The organism is Desmospora activa DSM 45169, from assembly GCF_003046315.1.
GTDB classification, from domain to species: domain Bacteria; phylum Bacillota; class Bacilli; order Thermoactinomycetales; family DSM-45169; genus Desmospora; species Desmospora activa.
The window spans coordinates 2,052,069-2,073,028 of sequence record NZ_PZZP01000001.1 but is presented as its reverse complement, the minus strand read 5'-3'; the positions used below and the strand labels follow the sequence as shown (position 1 = coordinate 2,073,028).

Annotated in this window: 21 protein-coding genes, 2 tRNA genes and 1 pseudogene; 17 read left to right on the top strand and 7 right to left on the bottom strand. The window is 48.2% G+C overall.

Going from position 1 to position 20,960, the window contains the following annotated elements; genetic code table 11:
• The first annotated feature begins 3 nt into the window (after window positions 1-3).
• The 4 genes from thiO to C8J48_RS10070 all read left to right on the top strand — a co-directional run bounded on the left by thiO (window position 4) and on the right by C8J48_RS10070 (window position 3,538).
• The gene (gene thiO / locus C8J48_RS10085; RefSeq protein ID WP_146160476.1) at window positions 4-1,152 is read left to right on the top strand and encodes a glycine oxidase ThiO; all 1,149 of its coding nucleotides are present in this window, start codon (window positions 4-6) and stop codon (window positions 1,150-1,152) included.
• Window positions 1,149-1,352 carry a sulfur carrier protein ThiS gene (gene thiS / locus C8J48_RS10080; protein WP_107726438.1) on the top strand — a complete coding sequence of 68 codons (204 nt, stop codon included), beginning with the start codon at window positions 1,149-1,151 and terminating at the stop codon, window positions 1,350-1,352. Before thiO ends, thiS begins: the two co-directional genes overlap by 4 nt.
• A gap of 4 nt (window positions 1,353-1,356) precedes the next feature.
• Window positions 1,357-2,121, top strand: coding sequence for a thiazole synthase (locus C8J48_RS10075; RefSeq protein WP_107726437.1), 765 nt, complete (start codon window positions 1,357-1,359; stop codon window positions 2,119-2,121).
• A 361-nt stretch (window positions 2,122-2,482) separates the two neighbouring features.
• Window positions 2,483-3,538, top strand: a complete 1,056-nt coding sequence (locus tag C8J48_RS10070; RefSeq protein ID WP_107726436.1) for a tartrate dehydrogenase — start codon at window positions 2,483-2,485, stop codon at window positions 3,536-3,538.
• Window positions 3,539-3,692: 154 nt separating this feature from the next.
• Here C8J48_RS10070 and C8J48_RS10065 read toward each other — a convergent pair.
• The 3 genes and pseudogenes from C8J48_RS10065 to ftsW form a co-directional block, all read right to left on the bottom strand.
• Window positions 3,693-4,141 (bottom strand): annotated as a pseudogene (locus tag C8J48_RS10065) (carboxymuconolactone decarboxylase family protein).
• A 32-nt stretch (window positions 4,142-4,173) separates the two neighbouring features.
• Window positions 4,174-4,749, bottom strand: coding sequence for a sigma-70 family RNA polymerase sigma factor (locus C8J48_RS10060; RefSeq protein ID WP_170105358.1), 576 nt, complete (start codon window positions 4,747-4,749; stop codon window positions 4,174-4,176).
• 47 nt (window positions 4,750-4,796) lie between these two features.
• Window positions 4,797-5,978: a putative lipid II flippase FtsW gene (gene ftsW / locus C8J48_RS10055; RefSeq protein ID WP_107726432.1), complete on the bottom strand. Its 1,182-nt coding sequence runs from the start codon at window positions 5,976-5,978 to the stop codon at window positions 4,797-4,799.
• Between the two features lie 134 nt (window positions 5,979-6,112).
• On the opposite strand from ftsW, the gene rodA reads away from it, so the two are divergent.
• Genes rodA through C8J48_RS10040 form a run of 3 tightly spaced genes read left to right on the top strand, consistent with a single transcriptional unit; the run spans window position 6,113 to window position 7,849 of the window.
• The gene (gene rodA / locus C8J48_RS10050) at window positions 6,113-7,261 is read left to right on the top strand and encodes a rod shape-determining protein RodA (protein ID WP_107726430.1); all 1,149 of its coding nucleotides are present in this window, start codon (window positions 6,113-6,115) and stop codon (window positions 7,259-7,261) included.
• Window positions 7,262-7,303: 42 nt separating this feature from the next.
• Entirely contained in the window at window positions 7,304-7,579 is a 276-nt protein-coding gene (locus C8J48_RS10045; protein WP_107726427.1) for a hypothetical protein, read from the top strand.
• Window positions 7,580-7,636: 57 nt separating this feature from the next.
• The gene (locus tag C8J48_RS10040) at window positions 7,637-7,849 is read left to right on the top strand and encodes a DUF1540 domain-containing protein (protein WP_107726425.1); all 213 of its coding nucleotides are present in this window, start codon (window positions 7,637-7,639) and stop codon (window positions 7,847-7,849) included.
• 59 nt (window positions 7,850-7,908) lie between these two features.
• Here C8J48_RS10040 and C8J48_RS10035 read toward each other — a convergent pair whose 3' ends face one another.
• On the bottom strand, window positions 7,909-9,126 hold the full coding sequence (locus C8J48_RS10035; protein ID WP_146160475.1) for a cation:proton antiporter: 1,218 nt from the start codon (window positions 9,124-9,126) through the stop codon (window positions 7,909-7,911).
• 679 nt (window positions 9,127-9,805) lie between these two features.
• Between C8J48_RS10035 and C8J48_RS10025 the strand changes: the two genes are divergently transcribed.
• From C8J48_RS10025 to dacB, 5 genes are all read left to right on the top strand, one after another.
• Window positions 9,806-10,492 carry a zinc metallopeptidase gene (locus C8J48_RS10025; RefSeq protein ID WP_107726420.1) on the top strand — a complete coding sequence of 229 codons (687 nt, stop codon included), beginning with the start codon at window positions 9,806-9,808 and terminating at the stop codon, window positions 10,490-10,492.
• 101 nt (window positions 10,493-10,593) lie between these two features.
• Complete coding sequence (locus C8J48_RS10020; RefSeq protein WP_107726418.1) at window positions 10,594-11,088, top strand: YhcN/YlaJ family sporulation lipoprotein; 495 nt, start codon at window positions 10,594-10,596, stop codon at window positions 11,086-11,088.
• Window positions 11,089-11,314: 226 nt separating this feature from the next.
• Window positions 11,315-11,578 carry a DivIVA domain-containing protein gene (locus tag C8J48_RS10015; RefSeq protein WP_107726416.1) on the top strand — a complete coding sequence of 88 codons (264 nt, stop codon included), beginning with the start codon at window positions 11,315-11,317 and terminating at the stop codon, window positions 11,576-11,578.
• Between the two features lie 30 nt (window positions 11,579-11,608).
• Window positions 11,609-11,998, top strand: a complete 390-nt coding sequence (locus C8J48_RS10010) for a hypothetical protein (protein ID WP_107726415.1) — start codon at window positions 11,609-11,611, stop codon at window positions 11,996-11,998.
• On the top strand, window positions 11,995-13,296 hold the full coding sequence (gene dacB, locus C8J48_RS10005) for a D-alanyl-D-alanine carboxypeptidase/D-alanyl-D-alanine endopeptidase (RefSeq protein WP_107726412.1): 1,302 nt from the start codon (window positions 11,995-11,997) through the stop codon (window positions 13,294-13,296). Before C8J48_RS10010 ends, dacB begins: the two co-directional genes overlap by 4 nt.
• Before the next feature lie 201 nt (window positions 13,297-13,497).
• Here the strand turns inward: dacB and C8J48_RS10000 are convergent, their stop codons facing one another.
• Window positions 13,498-14,400 carry a C40 family peptidase gene (locus tag C8J48_RS10000; RefSeq protein WP_107726411.1) on the bottom strand — a complete coding sequence of 301 codons (903 nt, stop codon included), beginning with the start codon at window positions 14,398-14,400 and terminating at the stop codon, window positions 13,498-13,500.
• Between the two features lie 135 nt (window positions 14,401-14,535).
• Between C8J48_RS10000 and C8J48_RS09995 the strand changes: the two genes are divergently transcribed.
• Complete coding sequence (locus C8J48_RS09995; protein ID WP_342748244.1) at window positions 14,536-16,152, top strand: peptide ABC transporter substrate-binding protein; 1,617 nt, start codon at window positions 14,536-14,538, stop codon at window positions 16,150-16,152.
• A gap of 57 nt (window positions 16,153-16,209) precedes the next feature.
• Here the strand turns inward: C8J48_RS09995 and C8J48_RS09990 are convergent, their stop codons facing one another.
• Window positions 16,210-17,025 (bottom strand): DUF368 domain-containing protein, encoded by an 816-nt coding sequence (locus C8J48_RS09990; protein ID WP_107726409.1) that lies wholly within the window; start codon window positions 17,023-17,025, stop codon window positions 16,210-16,212.
• Between the two features lie 258 nt (window positions 17,026-17,283).
• Here C8J48_RS09990 and C8J48_RS09985 point away from each other — a divergent pair, with 258 nt between their 5' ends.
• The 4 genes from C8J48_RS09985 to C8J48_RS09970 all read left to right on the top strand — a co-directional run bounded on the left by C8J48_RS09985 (window position 17,284) and on the right by C8J48_RS09970 (window position 18,970).
• Window positions 17,284-17,823, top strand: a complete 540-nt coding sequence (locus C8J48_RS09985) for a hypothetical protein (protein ID WP_107726406.1) — start codon at window positions 17,284-17,286, stop codon at window positions 17,821-17,823.
• A gap of 112 nt (window positions 17,824-17,935) precedes the next feature.
• Window positions 17,936-18,009, top strand: a tRNA-Gly gene (locus tag C8J48_RS09980).
• A 133-nt stretch (window positions 18,010-18,142) separates the two neighbouring features.
• A tRNA-Gly gene (locus tag C8J48_RS09975) sits at window positions 18,143-18,216 on the top strand.
• Window positions 18,217-18,340: 124 nt separating this feature from the next.
• Window positions 18,341-18,970: an O-methyltransferase gene (locus C8J48_RS09970; RefSeq protein WP_245891120.1), complete on the top strand. Its 630-nt coding sequence runs from the start codon at window positions 18,341-18,343 to the stop codon at window positions 18,968-18,970.
• A 134-nt stretch (window positions 18,971-19,104) separates the two neighbouring features.
• On the opposite strand, the gene C8J48_RS09965 is transcribed toward C8J48_RS09970, so the two are convergent.
• Window positions 19,105-20,958, bottom strand: a complete 1,854-nt coding sequence (locus C8J48_RS09965) for a DUF2264 domain-containing protein (RefSeq protein WP_107726402.1) — start codon at window positions 20,956-20,958, stop codon at window positions 19,105-19,107.
• Window positions 20,959-20,960: the final 2 nt, after the last annotated feature.

Sequence of the window (20,960 nt, the reverse complement as noted above, 5' to 3'; positions counted from 1 at the left end):
GATATGACGCAAACAGCGGATGTAATCATTGTCGGCGGCGGGGTAATCGGGTGTGCGATCGCCTACGCGTTGGCGGAAAAAGGGACAGAGGTAACCGTGTTGGAACGGGATCGTATTGGGGCTCATGCCTCATCGGCAGCGGCGGGAATGCTGGGAGCCCAGGTGGAAATGTCGTTTCCCGGTCCCATGTTGGATCTCTGTTTACAAAGCCGAGAACGGTATCCTCTGTGGCAGCACCGTTTGCTGGAGCAGACGGGTTTGGATATTGAGCTGCGGGAAGAAGGGATTCTCCGTTTGGCACGGACGGAGGAGGAAGTAAAAGCACTACAGGAACGGGAAAATTGGCAGCATCGCTACGGGTTAAATGCTTCTTGGATTGAAGGGGAAGCCCTGTCGCTGTCGGAACCTTCTTTGTCTCGCGAATGGTTGGGCGGATTACACATTTCCGGTGACGGACAGGTGCTGGCTCCCCGTCTGGTCCAAGCACTGGCACAGGGGGTTCGCGTGAACGGCGGATCGATTGAAGAAGGTGTGGATGTGCATGATGTAGTGACAAAAGGAAGGCGGGCAACGGCGGTAGAGACCAATCGCGGTACCTTTTATGGTGAAATGTTGGTGTTGAGTGGTGGGGTTTGGCTTTCCTCGCTTCTTTCCCGCCTGGGGATGTCACTTTCTGTCTCTCCTGTCAAGGGGGAGTCAATCGCCTTGCGTCCACAACGACCCTTGTTTCAACGGACATTGTTCGGGTCAGAAGGCGTTTATCTCGTGCCCAAACGGGATGGGCGCGTGTTGGTAGGGGCGACGGAAAAGCCGGGAGATACCCGTCCTGGGGTAACGGCAGCAGGGGCGGCATGGCTGTTGCAGGAAGCGATTCGCCTCGTTCCCGCTCTAAAAGAGGCGGAATGGATTGACGCCTGGTCCGGCTTCCGTCCACGAACAGCGGATGGGTTGCCGGTGTTGGGGCCGTTGTCCGCTTGGAACAATGTATTTGTCGCCGGCGGTCACTTTCGGAACGGCATTTTGCTGGCGCCTGCCACCGGCGAAGGGATGGCTGCTTGGATTTTGGGGGAAAAGGTGCCGGAGTGGGAGGCGTTTTCACCGGAACGATTTCAGAAGGTGGCGATCTCAGAACAGGGAGGTGGGAGGCCGTGACGATTGAAGTAAATGGAAAAAAGATGGAGCTGCCGGTGGAAGTAACCACGATTGCCGCTCTTCTCCGTCATCTACAATTGGAATCCCGCATTGTAGTAGTGGAACAAAATCGAAACGTGTTGGAACGGGATCAACATCTCGATTCGCCCTTGCAGGATGGAGATCGGTTGGAAATCGTGCAATTTGTAGGAGGAGGATGAGAAAATGTTGAAAATCGGGGAATTTACGTTTGCATCGCGCTTGTTTTTGGGTACCGGCAAATTTTCATCTTTGGATATACAGGCGAAAGCGGTAGCAGCTTCCGGCACAGAGGTACTCACCTTTGCCTTACGCCGCGTCAATCTGGATCAACCGGATCAACCGGGTTTTTTGGATCAACTGGATCTAACCCGTTTTACCTTACTACCAAACACCGCCGGGGCAAAAACAGTGGAGGAAGCGGTCAGGTTGGCTCGCTTGGCGCGGGCATCCGGACTCTGCCACATGGTAAAGGTGGAAGTGATCGGAGATGATCGCACTTTGCTCCCGGACCCCATCGCTACACTGGAAGCGACTCGTCAGCTGGTAGAAGAGGGATTTACTGTTCTACCCTATACCAATGACGATCCCATCTTGGCCCGGCAGTTGGAGGAGGCGGGAGCCCATGCGATTATGCCCGGTGCCTCTCCGATCGGATCGGGTCAAGGAATTCTCAACCCCTTAAATATGCGGCTCATCATTGAACAGGCAAATGTGCCCATATTGGTAGACGCCGGCATCGGCTCACCCTCCGACGCTGCTCTGGCCATGGAGATGGGAGCGGACGGTGTTCTCCTAAATACTGCAGTCTCCCAGGCAACAGACCCGGTCCGAATGGCTCAGGCGATGAAACTGGCAGTGGAAGCGGGACGACTCTCCTATCTCTCCGGCCGTATTCCGAAGAAGGAAGTGGCTTCTCCCAGCAGTCCCATGGAAGGAATTCCATCTTAACGATTCGAACGATTTTTGAAGCAAAAGGGGAACAAACCCTGTTGTACCTTTGATCAATTACCGAGCAGAGTCACCAAAGGTTCAATGTTTAACTTTCCAACCTTGATTGTGACTTCACAGGGGTTCAAAAAAGATACCTCGAAATAAAAAGACATAAGACTGCTGACAAGGAATTCAGGTCGGCAGTCTTTTTATGTCAAAAAGAATTTTCCGAGGAAATCCATCGACAAAAAAGCTTGGAAATGATGAATATTGAGGGGAGAAATATCCCTTGCCAAAATCATTCGGTTATTGATAGTATTATAAACGAGATACAGTCGACCGTATACCGCGTATAGAATGATGTGAGGAGGGATTTGCTTTGAAACTAACGATTGCTTCAATCCCCGGTGATGGCATTGGAAAAGAAGTGGTTCCCGCAGCAAAAGAGGTTTTGGAAACCATTGCAGACATTCATGGCGGCTTAAGTTTTACGTTTACCGATTTTCCATGGAGTTGCGAGTATTATTTGGAACACGGAACGATGATGCCGGAAGACGGTCTTAAAAAGCTAGAGCAATTTGATGCTGTTTTTCTTGGAGCCGTAGGAAATAAACAGCTTGTTCCCGATCATATCTCCCTGTGGGGATTGCTGATCAAAATTCGGCGTGAGTTTGAACAAGTGATCAATATCCGACCTGCCAAAATGTTCAACGGCATCAAGTCTCCTCTGGCGAACCCAAAGGATTTCGATTTGATCGTCGTTCGGGAAAACAGCGAGGGAGAATATAGTTCCATTGGCGGACGGATCTATAAAGGAGTAGAGGAGATCGCCATCCAAAATGGTGTATTTTCCCGACGAGGAACGGAACGTGCCATCCGTTTTGCGTTTGAATTGGCGCAGAAGCGCAGACAACATGTTACCAGTGCAACCAAGTCCAATGGAATCGTTTATTCGATGCCGTTTTGGGATGAGGTATTTGAGGCGGTTTCACAGGATTACCCCGACGTTAGCACCGATTCACAACATATTGACGCGTTGGCGGCCTTTTTTGTCACCCACCCACAAAAATTTGATGTGATTGTAGCCAGTAATTTATTCGGCGATATTTTGACCGATATCGGTGCCGCCATTATGGGAAGTGTGGGCATTGCGCCTGCTGCCAACATCAATGTGAATGGGAAGTATCCCTCGATGTTTGAACCGGTCCATGGATCGGCTCCAGATATTATTGGAAAAGGAATCGCCAACCCAATCGGGCAAATTTGGACGGCCAAAATGATGTTGGACCATTTTGGTCAGGAAGAAATGGGTCAATTGTTGTTGGATGTGATCGAAGAGGTATTGCAGGAAGGATATTTAACCCCTGACATCGGCGGGAAGTGTACGACGCAGGAATTGACGCAAGCGATTATCACAAAAATGAAGGGGAAATAAACGGATGAGATGAACTATGAGATCAGATATGCCGTTTGAAGCGGCCTGCTGATCTTGGCCATCAAGTCAAAGTGTTGTCTGATCGAGACGGCGATCAATAACTTCCTGATTTCATACAGAAAAGACGCCTCTAATTAGGAGGCGTCTAGTTTTATTATTGATCCCAACAGCCGGGAAACATACCTGTCGTAATCGCGAGTCGATTCCAGTTATTGATTGTGTTAATAGCCATAACGAGGGCCACAAACGCTTCCTCATCAAAGTAGGTACGAACATGATCATACACATGGTCGGGTACACCACCTTCGGACACAAGTGTTACCGCTTCGGTCAATTCAAGGACTGCTCGCTCCTGGTCGGTATAGCAAGGAGATTCCCGCCACGCGGTCAGCAGAAATACCCGTTATTCCAATTATCCCATTTCCAGCAAATCCTTGACATGCATATCGAGACAGAAAGAACAACCGTTGATTTGCGAGACGCGGATTTTGATCAGTTCGTATAGCGAGGATCGAGTCCGCTTTCTTTCATAAAGGTCTCCAGCTGTAACATCGTTTGATATGCTTTGGGATTGGCCTTGCGATAATTCATACGAAGCTTCATCCATATAACCTCCATTGTGTGAAAAATGGCTTTCACATATGGAGACAATCGGGCGGGGGGTTTTGTGACACTCCCTGCAAGTTTTTTAGTTTGTCCGGATTTAGGACCACGTGTTGCAGTGGGGCGGTAGGAAGGGGATGTGGAAGCTTGCGCTTGGCACGACTCATGATTTTGCGGCAGTTGGACGTCGTTTTATCAAGTATGTCCGCAATCGCCTCATACTCAAATCCCAAACTTTCACGCAAGATAAACACGGCCCGTTCGATTGGTGATAACTGCTCCATCAGTACAAGAAAGGCGTATGAGATGGACTCATTCCGCTCGATGATATCCGCAGGTTGCTGTTGATCCAGTAGCGGTTCAGGAAGCCAGGGTCCTACATACTCCTCCCGCTTGTGGCGCGCTGACCCCAGTAAGTTTAAACAACGGTTGGTCGTCATCTTAATCAGGTATGCTTTTACATGGCTGATTTTATCGATTTCCTGTTGCTGCAAGCTAAGAAAAACGTCCTGGACGATATCTTCCGCATCGGAGATGGAGCCCAGCATGCGATAAGCCACACCAAATAAGAGCGACTGATAGTGCTCGTACAATTGTTCTAGTTGCAAAATATTTCCTCCATGACATCGATTAGAAAAGATCCGCACAGAGTATATCAAAGTTGGCGGTTGTTTACACGGGCATAGCGAGATCCGGGAGTGTAGGAGGTATGCTGAGGCCTCTGCTTGGTATGGGTATCGGCTGCGATGGGGCGAAAACGGGAGATGCTGAGAAGGATACCTGCTGCTAGCATACTGATCATCAACGACGACCCACCGTAACTAATAAAGGGCAAAGGAACGCCGGTTACTGGTAAAACGGCGGTTACCACGCCTAAATTGAACAATGCTTGAATCGCAAACATGCTGACGATCCCAATTCCCAATAAGGTGCCAAATAGATCCGAGGAGCGGATCGCGATGCGTATCCCCCGCACCACGAAGACGACAAAGAGAAGGATGAGAAAAGAGCCGCCGATAAAGCCGAGCTCTTCAGCGATAATGGCAAAGATAAAATCGGTCTGGGACATAGGCAGATAAGCCAGTTTTTGAATGCTGTTGCCCAATCCCTTACCGGATAACCCTCCCGGTCCGATGGCAAATAAAGCCTGGATCGTCTGAAAGCCGCCGCCGGTGGGATCTTTCCAGGGATCAAACAATACATGCCACCGCTGCAAGCGGTAGGGCTCTACCACCATCACCCACAGGATAAATGGAATCCCTGTGGAAGCCAACAACAACAGATGCTTTAGACGGGCACCGGCACAGTAGATGACGATCATACAGGAACCCAGTAGGATTACCATGCTGGAGAAATGAGGCTCAATTACAATCAGAAAACAAAGCATTCCAATCACCAATAGGGGAGGGAGTAGCCCTCGTTTAAAGCGGTGTAGCACCTCCTGCTTTTTTACCATAATCGAAGCAGTGTAGATGATCGCCCCCACCTTAGCCAGCTCCGATGGCTGAAATCCGATAGGGCCCAATTGAATCCAGCGCGTTGCTCCATTTAAGGTTTTGCCCACTCCAGGAATAAAGACCAATAGCAGTACCGTTAAGCTTCCTAATAAAATCCATCCGACATAGCGGCGATACAGGCTGTACGGGATATTCGATACAACAAAGAAAAGGATAAGGGAAGCACCCGCCCATAACAGCTGCCGCTTAAAATAATAATAGCTGTCACCGTATTTCGTCAGTCCATCATAATAACTGGCACTAAAGATCATCACCAGTCCAAATCCCATTAAAACAAACACGATTAACATCATCCAAAAATCGGGTTTGCTTCTCACCATGACAATCGTCTCCCCACCCTTGTTGTAACGTTTACCCATATGAAAAACGAATCTGTTCGTCTCTTTTTAGCAAGGTGTTCATGCGTTATACTAACAAGTAGTCCAATGTCGATAAAAGCAGGTGTTACGTTGGAATGAAAATGGGCCGCATGATTCGTCGCTTTGATTATCCGCTGTTGTTTTTAATTTTCCTGTTGGCGGTTATCAGCATTGTTGCCATCTCTGGAGCAACCTACTCCAATGATCCCACTTTTGTCCAACAGCAGATTTATTGGTATATTCTAGGTATTCTACTCCTTGGAGCCACTCTCCTGTTTGACTACAGGGTTTTGATCAATGGCCCCTTGGTCTATATTTTGTATGGATTAGGTATTTTGCTTCTACTTCTAGTGTTGATCCCCGGAATTGGAGTCAGCGTCAAAGGGGCGCAACGCTGGGTCAACATTGCTGGGTTTCAGTTTCTGCCTTCCGAATTTGTAAAGTTGTTTTTAATCATTACCCTTGCCAAAGTAGCTAGTGAATCCCAGCGATTATCGATTCGGTCCTGGCGAGAGTTCATGAAGTTAATGGTTTTGTTTGCCGTTCCCTTCTTCATTATCCTCAAGCAGCCGGATTTAGGTACATCACTGGTGCTGGTAGGTGTCTTGGCTGCAGTGATGTTGGCTGTCGGTGTAGATTGGCGTATCTTTGCAGTGGGAATGCTTGCGATCGTCATCCTGGTGGGTGGAGTATTTGCTCTTTATTTTAGCAAACATCCACTCTTGTACGATGTGTTGGAAGATCACCAAATTCAACGGATTGAGACATTTATTAATCCCGCCTCTGATCCGACTGGCTCCGGATATCAATTAACTCAATCCATGATTGCGGTCGGTTCCGGCCAGCTATATGGAAAAGGATTTCAAAATGGAACCCAGGCCCAGGGACGGTGGTTGCCAGAACCCCATAACGATTTTATCTTTGCAGTGTTGGCAGAGGAGTTTGGTTTTCTAGGCGGTAGTGTTCTCCTATGTACCTTCCTGTTTTTGGTTTATCGCATGGTGCAAGTGGGAATTCAGTGCGAGGATCGTTTTGGCGCCTGTTTGGTGGCTGGGGTAACGGGGATGATTGTGTTTCAGGTGTTTCAAAATATTGGTATGACGATCGGTTTATTGCCTGTCACCGGACTGCCCTTGCCGTTTATCAGTTATGGCGGCAGTGCTCTCATCTCTAATCTAATCGCAGTTGGATTGGTGCTCAATGTAGGGATGCGCCAAGGAGAAGATAATCTGTTTGCTGACTGAAAATCGGCCTGATTTGGCAAACTGGGAGTGGAGGGAAGTATCGTGAAGGTAACCAGTGTGTTTCTCAATATCAAAGAAGAGGATTTTGAGCTGTATGAAGAGCAGCTTACCAAGATGGGGTGGAATAAGATCGGAGGTCAGCCCATCTTTCGCAAAATCTATGCTGGAACGGAAGTAGAAGTAAAGGAGCATGTTCCCACCTTTAGCGCCGATGTTTATTTGACTGTCTCGGCACGCAACAGCGAAGGGATCACCTTTGAAACGATTCATGCCATTCTGGAGGAATTGCGACAGGCGGATAAAACCTCGGATGAATGATTACCAGCGATAAAGGAAGCTCCTGCCGCCCATACTAGGGGGCAGGAGGTGAAGGAAATGCCTGAAGTAAAATGTAGTGTAGCCAACTGTTTCTTTTGGGGAAAAGGCAATAATTGTACGGCCGACGCAATCATGGTGGATGTGGATAAAAATTGGAATAAAAATTATCGCGAGGAGATCGGTGGAGAATTTGTCGATAGCCACGATCAGTACTCCGCCCACAACTCAGCGCATACCTGTTGTCACACGTTTCGCCCCAAAGATCAGTAACCTCCGCAACAAAAAAGCACCGCCAACGGCGTGTGCTTTTTTGTTGCGGAGCAGCGGGATTACGATTTTTTGGTGTGAAAGATCCCTTTTAACAGCGGTGGAGTGACCAATGTGGTAGCTAAGACGATGATAACGGTTACTGTAAACAGTTCATTATCAATCAATCCGCGACTGAGACCGATGGAAGCGACAATGAGGCCCACCTCACCGCGGGCTACCATTCCTGCTCCAATCCCGGAGGAACTGCGCCAGTCGAAGCCGGCCAATTTCGCTCCCAGCCCACCACCAACCAGTTTGCTTAAAATAGCCACTACTGTGAGGGTGAGAATCAACCACAAGATATCCGATGACAATCCGCTGATATCGGCCGCCACACCGATACTGACAAAGAAGATCGGTACAAAAAAGGAGAAGGAAATAACCTCCACTTTTTCAAATAACTCATGGCGATATTTGGTTAAGCTCAGCATCAATCCGGCGAAGTAGGAGCCGACAATCCCCGCCAAACCGAACATCTCCGCAAAATAAGCGAAAGAGAGGGCGGTGATGATACCAAAGGTTAACAACACTTCGGTTGTCAACAGATTGGCACCCCATTGAAAGAGCCGTGGTAAAACCTTACGACCGATCAGGAAGATCAGGACGAAAAAGAGCAGGATTTTACCCAACAACAGGAAGATATCCATCATACTGCTTTCACCGCTGCCGGCGGTAAAGCCGACGACAACAGAAAGTATGATAATTCCCAGTACATCATCCAATACAGCCGCCCCTAAAATCGTCACGCCTTCTTTGGTCTGTAGTTTCCCCAGTTCACGCAAGGTTTGAACGGAAATGCTGACACTAGTAGCGACTAATAATGTACCGATAAAAATCGCCGTGGAAAATTCATAACCGAAAAGTGTACCAACCGCAAAACCGGTAACCAGCGGAAATATTACACCGCCGATGGCGACGAGAGAGGAGCCATAAGCGGTCTTTTTAAACTCTTCCACATCGGTTTCCAAGCCTGCCAAAAACATGAGCAGGATAACCCCTACCTCGGCCAGTTCTTTGATCAATCCTGGATTTTCCGGATCGACTACAATCCAGCCCAACAAGGCAGGCCCCAGAATGATTCCGACCAATAGTTCCCCGAAAACAGAGGGCTGTCCCATTTTTTTACTTAGGTGACCTGCCACTTTGACGGCGATCAAGATTAGTACCAGGTCCCACAGGAAATGAAATTCGTGCAGCTTTTCTAAGTCGATGAGCTTTTCGATGTCGATGAAGTTCATCTCAACCCTCCTTTTGTAAATCGGTATCTTGTTCTATTTTATCAAAGAACAGAAACATTGGAATACGGAGAGCCTGGTTTGTCCCCTGTAAGCTTGGTATAATCAACAAGAAAACGGATGTCACACATCCGTTGAAAAGGGGGATGTACGATGGGAAAACCCAATGTAGGTCTATGGATCGTGCTGTTGCTGACAGTAGTGGTAATCGGTGGTCTTACTCTCAGTTTCCTATCGTCCTAATTGTTGTCACAAATCGATGAAACGATAAGAAACACATAGACATAAACATTATGGTATAATAATGACAAGAATAATCCTTATCTAACGGGGTGTTTGGTTTGTGCCCAAAATACCCCACAACTTGGCATATCTTTATACTGGTGATGTTGTGCATGTGGTTTCCCATGGAAGGGGAGGCTGCATGCTTTCTCAGCTATGCCAAAAAAAGGGCTGAAGTTGTATCTTTCCCTCGATTTTCGCTCTCTTTACACAAATGGAACATACAATTGAAACAGAGTGATGATATTCGCATTCGCCGTTATATGGAACGGTGTGACGATATTCAGTATCACTTGAGAGAAATTTGGACAATTCCACGCCAATACCAGAGTGATACATTTTAAACTGAGATCCAAGGCGCACACTAGACATTAACCACCATAAAAGGGGAAATGTTTGAATGACCATCAATACGATTATGCTCTTGGTCGTTCTTGCCGCTTTCGTTCTTACGATCGTGGCGCAGTTCGCCGTAAAGGGCAGCTTTAAGAAGTGGGCACAAGTAAACGCTTCCTCCGGCATGACCGGACGCGATGTGGCAAGGCGTATCTTGGATGACAACGGTTTGCACGATGTGCCGGTGGAGCCGGTTGCAGGCAGCCTGACCGACCATTATGACCCGATTTCCCGAGCGGTCCGCTTATCGGAGCCCGTTTATTACGAAAACTCGATTTCCGCCGTTTCCGTGGCAGCCCATGAATGTGGCCACGCTATCCAACATAAAGAAGCTTACGGTGCTTTGGTTCTGCGCCATAAAATGTTCCCGGTGACCAACTTTGCCTCCGGCATCGCACCCTTTTTGCTGTTAGGTGGATTGCTCTTAGGTCAATTGCAACTCTTTGGCTTGGGAATTCTGCTGTACTCCGCTGCGGTCGCTTTTCAGTTGGTTACTTTGCCGGTGGAATTTAACGCCAGCAGCCGCGCCAAAAACATCATGGTGCAGATGGGGATTATCCGCAACCTGGAGGAGCGCGGAGTTAATCGTGTATTAAATGCTGCCGCTCTCACCTATGTGGCCGCCGCCTTGTACGCCTTGTTAGAGCTGTTACGTTTTGTCATTCTGTTTTTCTCAGCAAACGATGATTAAAGTTGCTGACCGACCGCCTTTTGAGGCGGTTTTTTTTATTACATATTTTCAATGGGAGGTTGAATACTAAGCATACCTAGATAAAAAAAGGAGTGTACAATATGCGTTCATTGATTAAGTGGACCGTCGTTGTGACGGCTTTCTCTCTCTTTTTCACCGGTTGTGCAGTACAAAAGCGCCCGCAGACACAACAGGAGATGCAACAGCAAACCCGTCGCTTACGTACGGCACCGACTCCGACTCGTGATACCCGACCGGCGCAAACGATGCGGGTGGCTGATCATGTGGCGGATCGGGTTGCCGATCTTGACACGATTGACTCCGCAACGGTGATGTTGGTCGGTCGTACCGCCTATGTCGGCGTCGTATTTGAAAAAGATTATAACGGTGGCATGACCAATAAAGTAAAAGATCAGGTCGCCAAAAGAGTTCGCCAGGCAGATCCCAATATCAACCGCGTTTTGGTATCCGCCAACCCGGACTTTGTTGGTCAACTGGGTGATTATGCACGAGATGTCCGCAATGGTCGCCCCATCGCCGGTTTGATGGATAACTTTATGGATCTGGTTCAACGCACCTTCCCTGCTTCGCGCTAAAGGGCTGACTAATGATAAGGTGGGCTACGCCGAAAATCGCTTCCCTTTTCCAATATAATTTGTCAGCAGCCTCGCCCCCTATCGGGGGCTTTTTTATCGGGAGTCCATCTCCATCATTTTAGACATGTGATAAAATAAGTAAGACGCGTGAGCATATACCCCTGTTATTTGTTCACCATTAGAATTTAGTGAACAAAAAGAAATCATCGATACGGAGGAGTTTCTCATGCAACGTTTAACACCACGCGATATCTTTGATAAAGACTTTAAAACTTCCCTCCGGGGCTATGATGTAGATGAAGTGAACCATTTTTTGGATCTCATCATTAAAAATTATGAGGCGGTGCTGGAAGAGAACCACCAGTTGAAGGAAGAATTGAAACGGACCAAGAAAGACGGAAAGCGTGGACTATCCAATGGACAACAGGATCCGACCATTCAGGATATTTTGCGTCGATTGGAACGGTTGGAGCAAATGATGCATCGATAAAACTAGAAGATCGCGAAAGAGGGGGATCTGATGTCCGGATGGGGAAGAATGATCAGCGGAGTGACCGTAACAAAGGATCAATCCAAAGAGCCCGACTTAAAGACGCGCTATTATAAAGGATCGTTACGGGAGGTATTAGAACGGATTCGTAAACTTCCGGCGGAGGAAACGATTTTTCGCCTTGTTCACGTTGATGAGGAGCGGGGAGAGGTGATGTTGGAATATCGCGGAACGCTGGGAATCACCCATGATGTGGTGATCACGCCGGTAGCCATGACTCCGATTCGGATTGCGGTCGATGTTCACGTTGCGATTCGAGGACAAATCTGGGATGTAGGCGGTTGGAATCGCAATTTGGTCGGAAAGATCTACAAATACTTAGACCGTCATCTTACACCGATATCTGGGGCGAAAACATGAACGGAGAGAAATTTCGTGCCCTGTTGACGGAGTGGGAAAGAGCTTATGGCGAATACGGAGCACGGATCGGTTGCTCGGTTTTAGAACCGAGTGGACGGGTGATATGGGAGCAGGATAACCATAAATGGTTTGTGCCCGCTTCCAACCAAAAATTATGGACGACGGGTGTGGCGCTGGATCGATTGGGGCCCACTTTTCAGTGGGAGACCCACTTTTCATGGGAGGAAGAGGCTTGCTGGATTCGAGGCGGTGGTGATCCTGGCTTTGATCTCGTTCAAAGTGCTGCTGTTGCGGAAGTGATGAAACGAGCGGGGCTAAAACGGATTCGCCGTTTTTACATCGACTGTTCCATCAATCCCGATCCAGTATGGGGACCGGGCTGGATGTGGGATGATCTGGACGAAGGGTTTACTGCTCCTGTAAGCAGCTTGGTGATGGAAGGAAATCGCATTCGCTTTTTTGCCGAGCCCGGAGGGGATTCTCCAATATGGAAATGGGAACCGGCCCAGGCGGATGTACAAGTGAATGCCGATGTAACCTGGGATGGTGATGATCCTACCGATATCGTTGTTCGGCGAAAAAAGCATCGCAATCACTTTTTCCTTCAGGGGACACTTTCACCGCAAGAGCCTGAAGTGGAGGGAGCGGTTGCTTCCGCTCCACGCTTTTTTGTCGAAATGTTCTCCCATTCATGTCGGGAAGCGGGTATCCAGGTGGATCGTTTTCCGCTGATCGATTTTGCTCCTTATCGCAGTGGGGAAGCAGTATGGATTCAACCATCCCAGCCTTTGGCAACCCTGCTGACACGAGTAAATGGAGACAGCGACAATCTGACGGCAGAGATATTGTTGCGGACGCTGGGACGGGATGATACCGGAACTTTTTCGCAGGAGCGGGGATTGGAACTGCTTTCCCGCTACTGGAGCGAGCAAGGAGTGAAACCGCCGTCACGACAAGTAGACGGCTCCGGTTTATCCAGTCATAATGCCGCAACACCGTATGCGTTGGCAACCTGGATGAACAGGATGTTGGCAAGACCCCATCGCCAGGTTTGGATTGACAGCCTCGCTCGTTACGGCATCAGTGGCACCTTAAAAGACCGTCCTCTTCCGCAGGTACCGCTGACGATTGCCGCTAAGACCGGCTCCCTTACCGGTGTTCGCACCTTGACGGGTTATCTCTTGCAGAGTGGTCTGCCTGTGTTAATCTTTTCTCTTTTAATCAATGGGTTAGCGGAAGATGAACACGGAGAGCTTTTACAAGATCGGTTTATCGATTTGCTCTGCCGATGGCGATGAATGGGACATAGATACAGGTGTGGTAGGGGTTTTTGAGACTGCGTGCTCTTGCTGCTTGCGAAGAAGTAGAGAACTGTCCGCTCCAGTCCCCAAAGACGGGAGCGGGTAAAACTCGCTATCGCTCAAACAAGTTACCCGCTTTTTCCCGCCTTGGGACTTCCGCTGAGTGGCGCAGCAAAGAAACTTCGCTTGCAAAAATCCCTACCCGAGATCATAACGTGCCCCACCACAGCATTCGGTGTGATAAGGCTCCTCTGTCAATGTATTGACTTGAATGGGCAACCCTGAACGAGGGGAATGAATAAAGCGAGCGTGATCCACCATCATGCCGACATGGTGAACGGCTCCTTTTCCTTGTTCATAGGCAAAAAAAACGAGATCTCCCGCTGCCAGTTCATCGCGGAAAACCGATTGACCGGAACGGCATTGGTCGCTGGCGTCACGGGGAATGCGGATGCCTCCCGCCTGAAAGAGCCGATACATCAAGCCGGAACAGTCAAAACCATAAGCAGACATCCCTGCCCACAGATAAGAGAGGCCGAGAAAACGATGAGCGTCGGCAATGCGTGCAGCGGGGTTCGTCACAGGAAGTTGCGGACTGACGATCACATCGCTCACAGGTAAGTATCCGACTTTGCCATCAGGGGTGAGAACGGAGATATTGCCGTTTTGTTCGCCGATCTGGGGGAGGCGTGTTAGATAACTTAAAGAAAGGTTGGATCCGTCCTCCATGCGTATTGTCGTCATTTTGGCGGTTACATGGGCCAAGGGGCCTTTTTTCCATGTACGTATGTATTCATCATGGCTGCTCAGATGTGCCGACACGATCCAACCGGGATATCCCCTTTCATCCAGCCGCGTGGGTTGCTCTGGGACGACCACACGCGACCATCCATTTTGCTCTTCCAACACTTGTACCGGTTCGCCGTATAATACTTGCGTATCCAACAAGCCGGTTAAGCCTTTTCGTTCTTCCAGGCTCATCTTTTTCAACCAAGCGGTTATATCCGGCGGATTAGTCACAATCGACTGATCCACCCCTCGTACTTTCTCGGGGTGACGCCATACCAGTACAACAGGGTGAGTGGCGATTTGAACGTTCATAGGTACCTCCTCAACTTTGATGCAATATTGTCGATTCTCTTTCAATTCTAACGTAAAAAAGAGGAGTTTGGCTGTCTGATCGCGAAAATTCGTTCATATGCTAATCATGTATCAATCTTAAAGGGGGTTCCACATTTGTTGAAAAAAGGTGGTCGTGGATTACTCACATTGATTCTTATGGTCAGTTTATTTTTAAGTGCCTGCGGAGGCGGGGGCGACTCCGATGCCGATGGTAGCCAAGTCTTGAAGCTTAACTTGGGCAATGGAGAGCCCACTTCCCTCGATCCGGCACAAGCCTTTGATTCCAACTCGATGGAAGTGGTTTATAACTTATTTGAGGGCTTAATGCGTCTGGATGAGAATGAAAAACCGCAACCGGCAGCGGCGGAAAATGTGGAAGTATCTGATGACGGACTAACCTATACCTTTACATTGCGGGATGATCTCCAATGGTCCAACGGTGATCCTGTTACCGCCGAAGATTTTGAGTTCGCTTGGAAACGGGTACTCGATCCGGAAACTGCCTCCGGCGCGGCATTCTTGATGTATTTTATCAAAAACGGTGAAGCGTATAATGCTGGAGAAGCAGAGGCTGATGAAGTGGGAGTAAAGGCCGAGGACGAAAAAACACTGGTAGTGGAGTTGGAGCAGCCGACGCCTTTTTTTGAGGAGTTAACCTCGTATTCTGTCTTCTCACCGGTCCATAAAGCTAGTGTAGAAGGCAATGACAAAGCGTTTGCAGAAGCGGATGAATACATTAGTAACGGCCCCTTCTCCATGACGGGTTGGAAACATAAAAACAAGATCACGGCGAGCAAAAACGAACATTACCGCGATGCCGATGCTGTCAAATTAAGTGGAGTCGAATGGTCGATGGTGGAAGACAAGACCACGATCTATCAATTGTTTAAGAAGGGGGATTTGCATATCGCGGACGATGATGCGCCCCCGGATCTAATGGGCTCTCTCATCGAAAAAGGGGAAGCCAGAGTGGCAGACTCTTCTGGGTTGGAGTTTTACCGCTTTAACACGACCGTTGAACCTTTTACCAATAAGAAAGTACGACAAGCGTTTGCACTGGCGGTGGACCGACAGGCGATTGTTGACAATGTGACGCAAAAACAACAACAGATTGCCTTGGGCTTTGTCGCTCCAGGAACGGTGACGGAATCGGGTGATTTCCGTGAGGGTGGAAAAGAAGTACTAAAAGATGCCCAGTTTGAAGAAGCCAAGAAGTTGTTAGAAGAAGGAATGGAAGAAGAAGGGTGGAACAAACTGCCCAAAGTGGAGATCCTCTATAACAAGGATGATCAGCATAAAAAAATAGCGGAGGCTATCCAGGAGATGTATCGTGAACACCTTGGTGTAGAAGTGGGCTTACAAGCCCGGGAAGTGGGCGTTTTCTTTGATGAGCAAAAAGGATTGGACTTTTCGCTGTCACGCTCCACTATTCTTCCCGATTACAATGATCCCTATAACTACTTGGAAAGCTTTACAACTGATCACCCCATGAATCGAACCGGATGGAGCGATAAGAAATACGATCAGTTGCTACAGCAAGCAAACGGAGAAAACGATGAAGCAAAACGGATGGATCTGCTACATCAAGCGGAAGAGCGTTTGTTGGAAGAAGTGCCGATGTTCCCGCTCTTTTATTACAACAATGTTATCTTGGAGCAGGAAAATGTGAAAGGCGTACTCCGTCACAATGTAGGCCCAAACGATTATAAAAATGTAGAAATCGAAGGATAAGTAATACAATGGAAAAACCGACTCCCAGCAGGGGTCGGTTTTTTATTTCGATGTCTGTTAGTCTTTGTTTTTGGTACTAAAAAGAGCCGTAAGCGTCAATCCCAATGCAAAAGTGATAATACTGATCACCATCGTCACAAGATTATTGGCAAATCCGGGGAAAATGACAAAGGTGGAACCCAAGATCAAACCGATGATAATGGCGTACATCATATAGGGAAACTGGGCCAATAAATACCGGATAAATTTGCTGCTTACGATAAAACCGACGGCAACTCCGGCTCCGATGATGGCGATAAAGGGAATATTTAAGGTAGACAAGGCATGGATCGCTGTTGGATAAACACCGAGGAGAAGCAAGATAAAAGAGCCACTAATTCCGGGGAGAAGCATGGCCATGCTGGCGAGCCAACCGGAGAAAAACAAGCCCACTGCCGATAAAAGTGACAATGATGTCATCGGCTCACCTGATTTGTCAGAGTTTGTAAAAGCCATAGAAGCAATTAAAGCTCCAGCGATCAATAGTACGATCCAATGTTTAAAGGTGAAATTATGTTTTGCATCCGCCCGTTTCACCAGATAAGGAATCACCCCAAGGAGCAAACCGATAAAGAAAAACTGAGTCGGCATAAAATGTTCATCGAGAAGATATTGAATTAGGCGGCTTAATAATAACAGCGCCAACCCAATTCCCATCCCTAAGGGCAACAGAAAGCCGATGTATCGTTTCCATTCTCTGCTAAAGAAACCGCTGATCGCTTCCAGTAAGCGATCGTAAATCCCAAGAACGACGGCGATCGTCCCTCCACTTACTCCCGGAATTAAGTCACTGATCCCCATAACCAGCCCACGAAAGATGTTTTTCCACTCCATGCGATCCTCTCCCTGGTGTTTTTCATTGCCATCTATTGTGAGTTCATTCACATGTGTGTGTTATGTAATTAAAACTGACGATTCCATCTTAGCATTCGCCTTTCGCCTAAACAAGATATATCACGTGAAATACACGATTGGAATTAGTTCGTATCTTTCTGGATCTACGCCAAATGTAGCTGGTGCAAACTGACATGATCAGCACGCAGTAGGATGTACATACTAATGGCAACCCGCTAGAGGGGAGGCATAATCAAAATGGCGCACCATAAAAAGAAAAAGAAAAATAAACACCATCGCCATCAGGATGTTAATCATGGCAATGAAGCCCGTATTGACCGTTCGGCGGATGAAGTTGAATTCGCCAACGAACCTGGTTTTGCTGCGGATGAAGTGGTATTTCCAGAAGGGGTTCCGGGTGCCGTTGATGAAGTGGAGTTTGGCGAAGAGGCTTGGGTTGATCGCCAGGATAACCGCATCCGGGACGACCGTAACGCCTATGGCGATCGGTGGGGGATGGAAGCAGCGACGGAGACGGCTCCTGTTGACGGTCCAATCGAACGTGAACGGGATGGTGATGCGGACCAAGCGGGTGAAGCTGGCCGTGGACTAGGTATCTTCAGCGTTGTGTTGTCCGTGCTCTCCTTTTTCATGGTTCCTTTTCTGTTGGGAGCCGCCGGGATCGTTCTAGGTATCATTAGCGCTCGCCGCGGAAGTCGGTGGGGGATGTGGGCCGTTGGAATTGGAGTTGTCTCCATCATTCTGACAGCTTTTATCGCCCCAATAACGGGTTTTTGAGCGAAGGATGACTCATTGAAGACCGCCCAATTCAGGGCGGTTTTTTGTGTTTGTTTTATTAAAAATCACTTGCGCTTCTATGATATTTCATGATAAAATGAAAATCCATCGCGCGGATGTAGTTCAATGGTAGAACTCCAGCTTCCCAAGCTGGTAACGCGGGTTCGATTCCCGTCATCCGCTCCAATTGAAAACCACCATTGAAATGGTGGTTTCTCAACCATAATCAAAATATAATTTCCTTTAAAATGGTTCTAAATTTTTTTAAGAAAATGCTTGTTTTTTAACCCGGTCCATGCTATGATAAATTTGTCACCACGCGGATGTAGTTCAATGGTAGAACTTCAGCTTCCCAAGCTGACGGCAGGGGTTCGATTCCCTTCATCCGCTCCACATCAAAACCACCACATTTAATGTGGTGGTTTTTCGATTTACGCGGAAAAAGGATTTTCAAATGACGATCACGTATACAAAGACTTAAGAGAGCAGGTTACCTTTTTACGAAAGGAGCATCATGATGGAGCGAAGCCAGTTTGTACGTGAACATTATATTCGTGAGGATGAAGTGTTGCGCTCAATTCGACCGGGACTGGAGGAGCGGGGGATGCCCCAAATCTCTGTTCCGGCGGAGGTGGGATATACGCTAAACTGGCTGGTTCGCCTCAGCGGTGCTAAGCGGATATTAGAAGTAGGCGGACTAGGAGGTTACAGTGCGATCTGGATGGCCCGCGCTTTACCGGCAGAAGGGAAACTACTGTCCTTGGAATTGGAAGCGAAACATGCCGCTTTTGCCGAAGAAAATGTGGCTAAAGCGGGGTTGGTGGATCAGGTAACCTATCGGGTTGGAGATGCGAAGGAGAGTATGGTCTCCCTGCGGGAAGCAAGGGAACGGTTTGATTTCTTTTTTATTGATGCGGATAAAAAAGGATACCCCTTTTATCTGGAGCAAGCGATCCAGTTGGCGGAACCGGGAGCGGTGATCGCTTTGGATAATCTTTTTTTGGCCGATCGCATTTTCGCGGAGGGTGAGGATGACCCGGATGTGGAGGGATTACTTCAGGCTCATGAGCGGTTATCACAAGATCCGCGCCTGGATGCCACGGTCTGGACCATCGGTGACGGTCTTGGCGTTGCGCGGGTGAAGTGAGCAGTAGTATTGAAACAATTGAAAAAGTTAATGTAAAAGCTTTCTCTATTTTGAACCCCATAATCTCATGTAACTTTAATACTAAACCCCAAGCGAACATGCTTGGGGTTTAGCAATCATTGAATCATTCTGCCCTAGTCCATTTTTTGACAAAAAACGGGGGAGTCGGAGTCGTTTGTATACAGGATCATCGCATCGTTTTCCACTCTCAGATACGGAGCGTGATCCCAGTGATAATGATCGCGATCATCATCTGGTTCGCCAAAGACGGCGGAGGCAAGCCACTCAATGCCGGGTGTGATGGTGGTAATGACAGTGGGAAGTACGGTACGAGCGTGAATGAGATTGGTATTTGCATGGGGATAGGTCAGTTTCGATTTTCCGTCACCATATAAGATTTTGATCCCGCTTGCCCCTTGCGCGGATACGGCTAACAACTCTTTTTTATTTTGTATGAGGTCGATTGGATGATTGTGTTCATCTGTTATCCCCAAGGCAAAACCGCCCTCAGCACTGTCTAAAGCCCGTTTTGACTCAATGCGATGGATGCGGATATGCCAAGGGGATCCGGGCACCAGCCAGGTTTGGATCACGACATCTGCCCATGGTCTCCATTTGCTATAGATAATTGAGCCTTCGATTTGATACTCCTCACAGGTTCGTTTGACGCGGTATAATTGATCGTTTTCACTGACGGCCAGCATGGAATCAAAGGCGCCTTGCTCTAGCCCCCATTCTCCTCGTGGCACACTAAAGGCAAAGCGATTAGAATAGACGAACTTCTCATATTTGGCCGATGTATGAGTGTGGGCATTGGTAGAGGGATGACCAGAATTAAAGGCGAGTACATGGTTTTTTTCTTCCTGTCGGCACAGTACCAAGTGTGGAGAATGTTGTACGGATTGAGCTTTTAGCGGGGGAAGGGGTGATTCTTCCGTTTGCCAAAAAGGATGCTCTGGCTTAAGCGCTAGCGGCAAAAAGGTTTTTAAAGCCCAATAGGGGGATCCCGGTGCGTTATAGTTTTCCGCCATGATCAGATTGGGATAGGTATACCCGATGGACAGTGTGCCATCGGGATTAAAAATGGGTTGCTTTAACCACCAACGCAGATGGTTTCGGATCAAACCCTTCATCACACCGTAGGGAAAGGGTGTCACCTCCGCAAACACCAGGGCGCTCCAAAAAGCCGCTTGTGCAAAGCGATAGGTGAGACTTCTCCCATAAGGGATGGCAGATCCATCTGCCGCAAACCAATAGATAAAATCGTGAGCAAAGATTTTTGCCCTTTCTTTATAGCGCTTGGCTCGCTCCGGGTCTTCGGCTTCCATCAGCTTGGCGTAAATCAGGCTGTAATAATGAATGGCAAAAGAAGTGTAGTAGTCACAGTGAGCGTTCTCACCATCTGCATACCAACCGCTGGAGAGATAAAATTGATCGATGCGGTTTAAGTTTTTCGCCATTTTTTCGCGATCATAGGAAGCACCTACTTTTTTGAGGCCCAGATTGACGAGTACAAGAAAAAGGAGCCAATTACAATCGTGGATTTGATGGTGGTTGATCTGATTGAGCCATGCGGAGAGATGGTCCTTTTCCTGGCTGGTTAACGGTTCCCAAATTTTTTCCGGGATAAGGGCAAGGGCTAGACCAAACGCCGCCATTTCGACGATACGCTGATCATAATCTTGGATGGTTCCCCAGTATTCCTCATGGTAGGGGTTGGTCCCGTTTTTGATCCCTTGCAGATGAAACTCCCATAACGGAGATGTTTCACCACCTGCCATGAGCGGGACAAGCCCCCAAAGCACACGTGAAAAACCCTCCATCTCCGCGATGGCATCCGGGTAGCCAGCACTGGTATTGCCTAGGTGAAGGCGTGCACACTCTTTGCTGTAATAAGGTTTTAAGGGACGGCAGATTTGTTCCAATGCGTAAATGAAGTCCGCTCTCGTCTGAAGTGGATTGCGAGAAATCGGTAAATCTGGCTTCATCA

What these genes read in the sequence shown, in the direction of transcription:
- C8J48_RS09990 (WP_107726409.1), bottom strand. Translation starts at nt 17,025, where the DNA reads ATGGAGTGGAAAAACATCTTTCGTGGGCTGGTTATGGGGATCAGTGAC.
- C8J48_RS10000 (WP_107726411.1), bottom strand. Translation starts at nt 14,400, where the DNA reads ATGAACGTTCAAATCGCCACTCACCCTGTTGTACTGGTATGGCGTCAC.
- C8J48_RS09965 (WP_107726402.1), bottom strand. Translation starts at nt 20,958, where the DNA reads ATGAAGCCAGATTTACCGATTTCTCGCAATCCACTTCAGACGAGAGCG.
- C8J48_RS09985 (WP_107726406.1), top strand. Translation starts at nt 17,284, where the DNA reads ATGGCGCACCATAAAAAGAAAAAGAAAAATAAACACCATCGCCATCAG.
- C8J48_RS10040 (WP_107726425.1), top strand. Translation starts at nt 7,637, where the DNA reads ATGCCTGAAGTAAAATGTAGTGTAGCCAACTGTTTCTTTTGGGGAAAA.
- C8J48_RS10035 (WP_146160475.1), bottom strand. Translation starts at nt 9,126, where the DNA reads ATGAACTTCATCGACATCGAAAAGCTCATCGACTTAGAAAAGCTGCAC.
- dacB (WP_107726412.1), top strand. Translation starts at nt 11,995, where the DNA reads ATGAACGGAGAGAAATTTCGTGCCCTGTTGACGGAGTGGGAAAGAGCT.
- C8J48_RS10015 (WP_107726416.1), top strand. Translation starts at nt 11,315, where the DNA reads ATGCAACGTTTAACACCACGCGATATCTTTGATAAAGACTTTAAAACT.
- C8J48_RS10010 (WP_107726415.1), top strand. Translation starts at nt 11,609, where the DNA reads ATGTCCGGATGGGGAAGAATGATCAGCGGAGTGACCGTAACAAAGGAT.
- C8J48_RS10025 (WP_107726420.1), top strand. Translation starts at nt 9,806, where the DNA reads ATGACCATCAATACGATTATGCTCTTGGTCGTTCTTGCCGCTTTCGTT.
- rodA (WP_107726430.1), top strand. Translation starts at nt 6,113, where the DNA reads ATGAAAATGGGCCGCATGATTCGTCGCTTTGATTATCCGCTGTTGTTT.
- C8J48_RS10020 (WP_107726418.1), top strand. Translation starts at nt 10,594, where the DNA reads ATGCGTTCATTGATTAAGTGGACCGTCGTTGTGACGGCTTTCTCTCTC.
- C8J48_RS09970 (WP_245891120.1), top strand. Translation starts at nt 18,341, where the DNA reads ATGGAGCGAAGCCAGTTTGTACGTGAACATTATATTCGTGAGGATGAA.
- ftsW (WP_107726432.1), bottom strand. Translation starts at nt 5,978, where the DNA reads ATGGTGAGAAGCAAACCCGATTTTTGGATGATGTTAATCGTGTTTGTT.
- thiO (WP_146160476.1), top strand. Translation starts at nt 4, where the DNA reads ATGACGCAAACAGCGGATGTAATCATTGTCGGCGGCGGGGTAATCGGG.
- C8J48_RS10075 (WP_107726437.1), top strand. Translation starts at nt 1,357, where the DNA reads ATGTTGAAAATCGGGGAATTTACGTTTGCATCGCGCTTGTTTTTGGGT.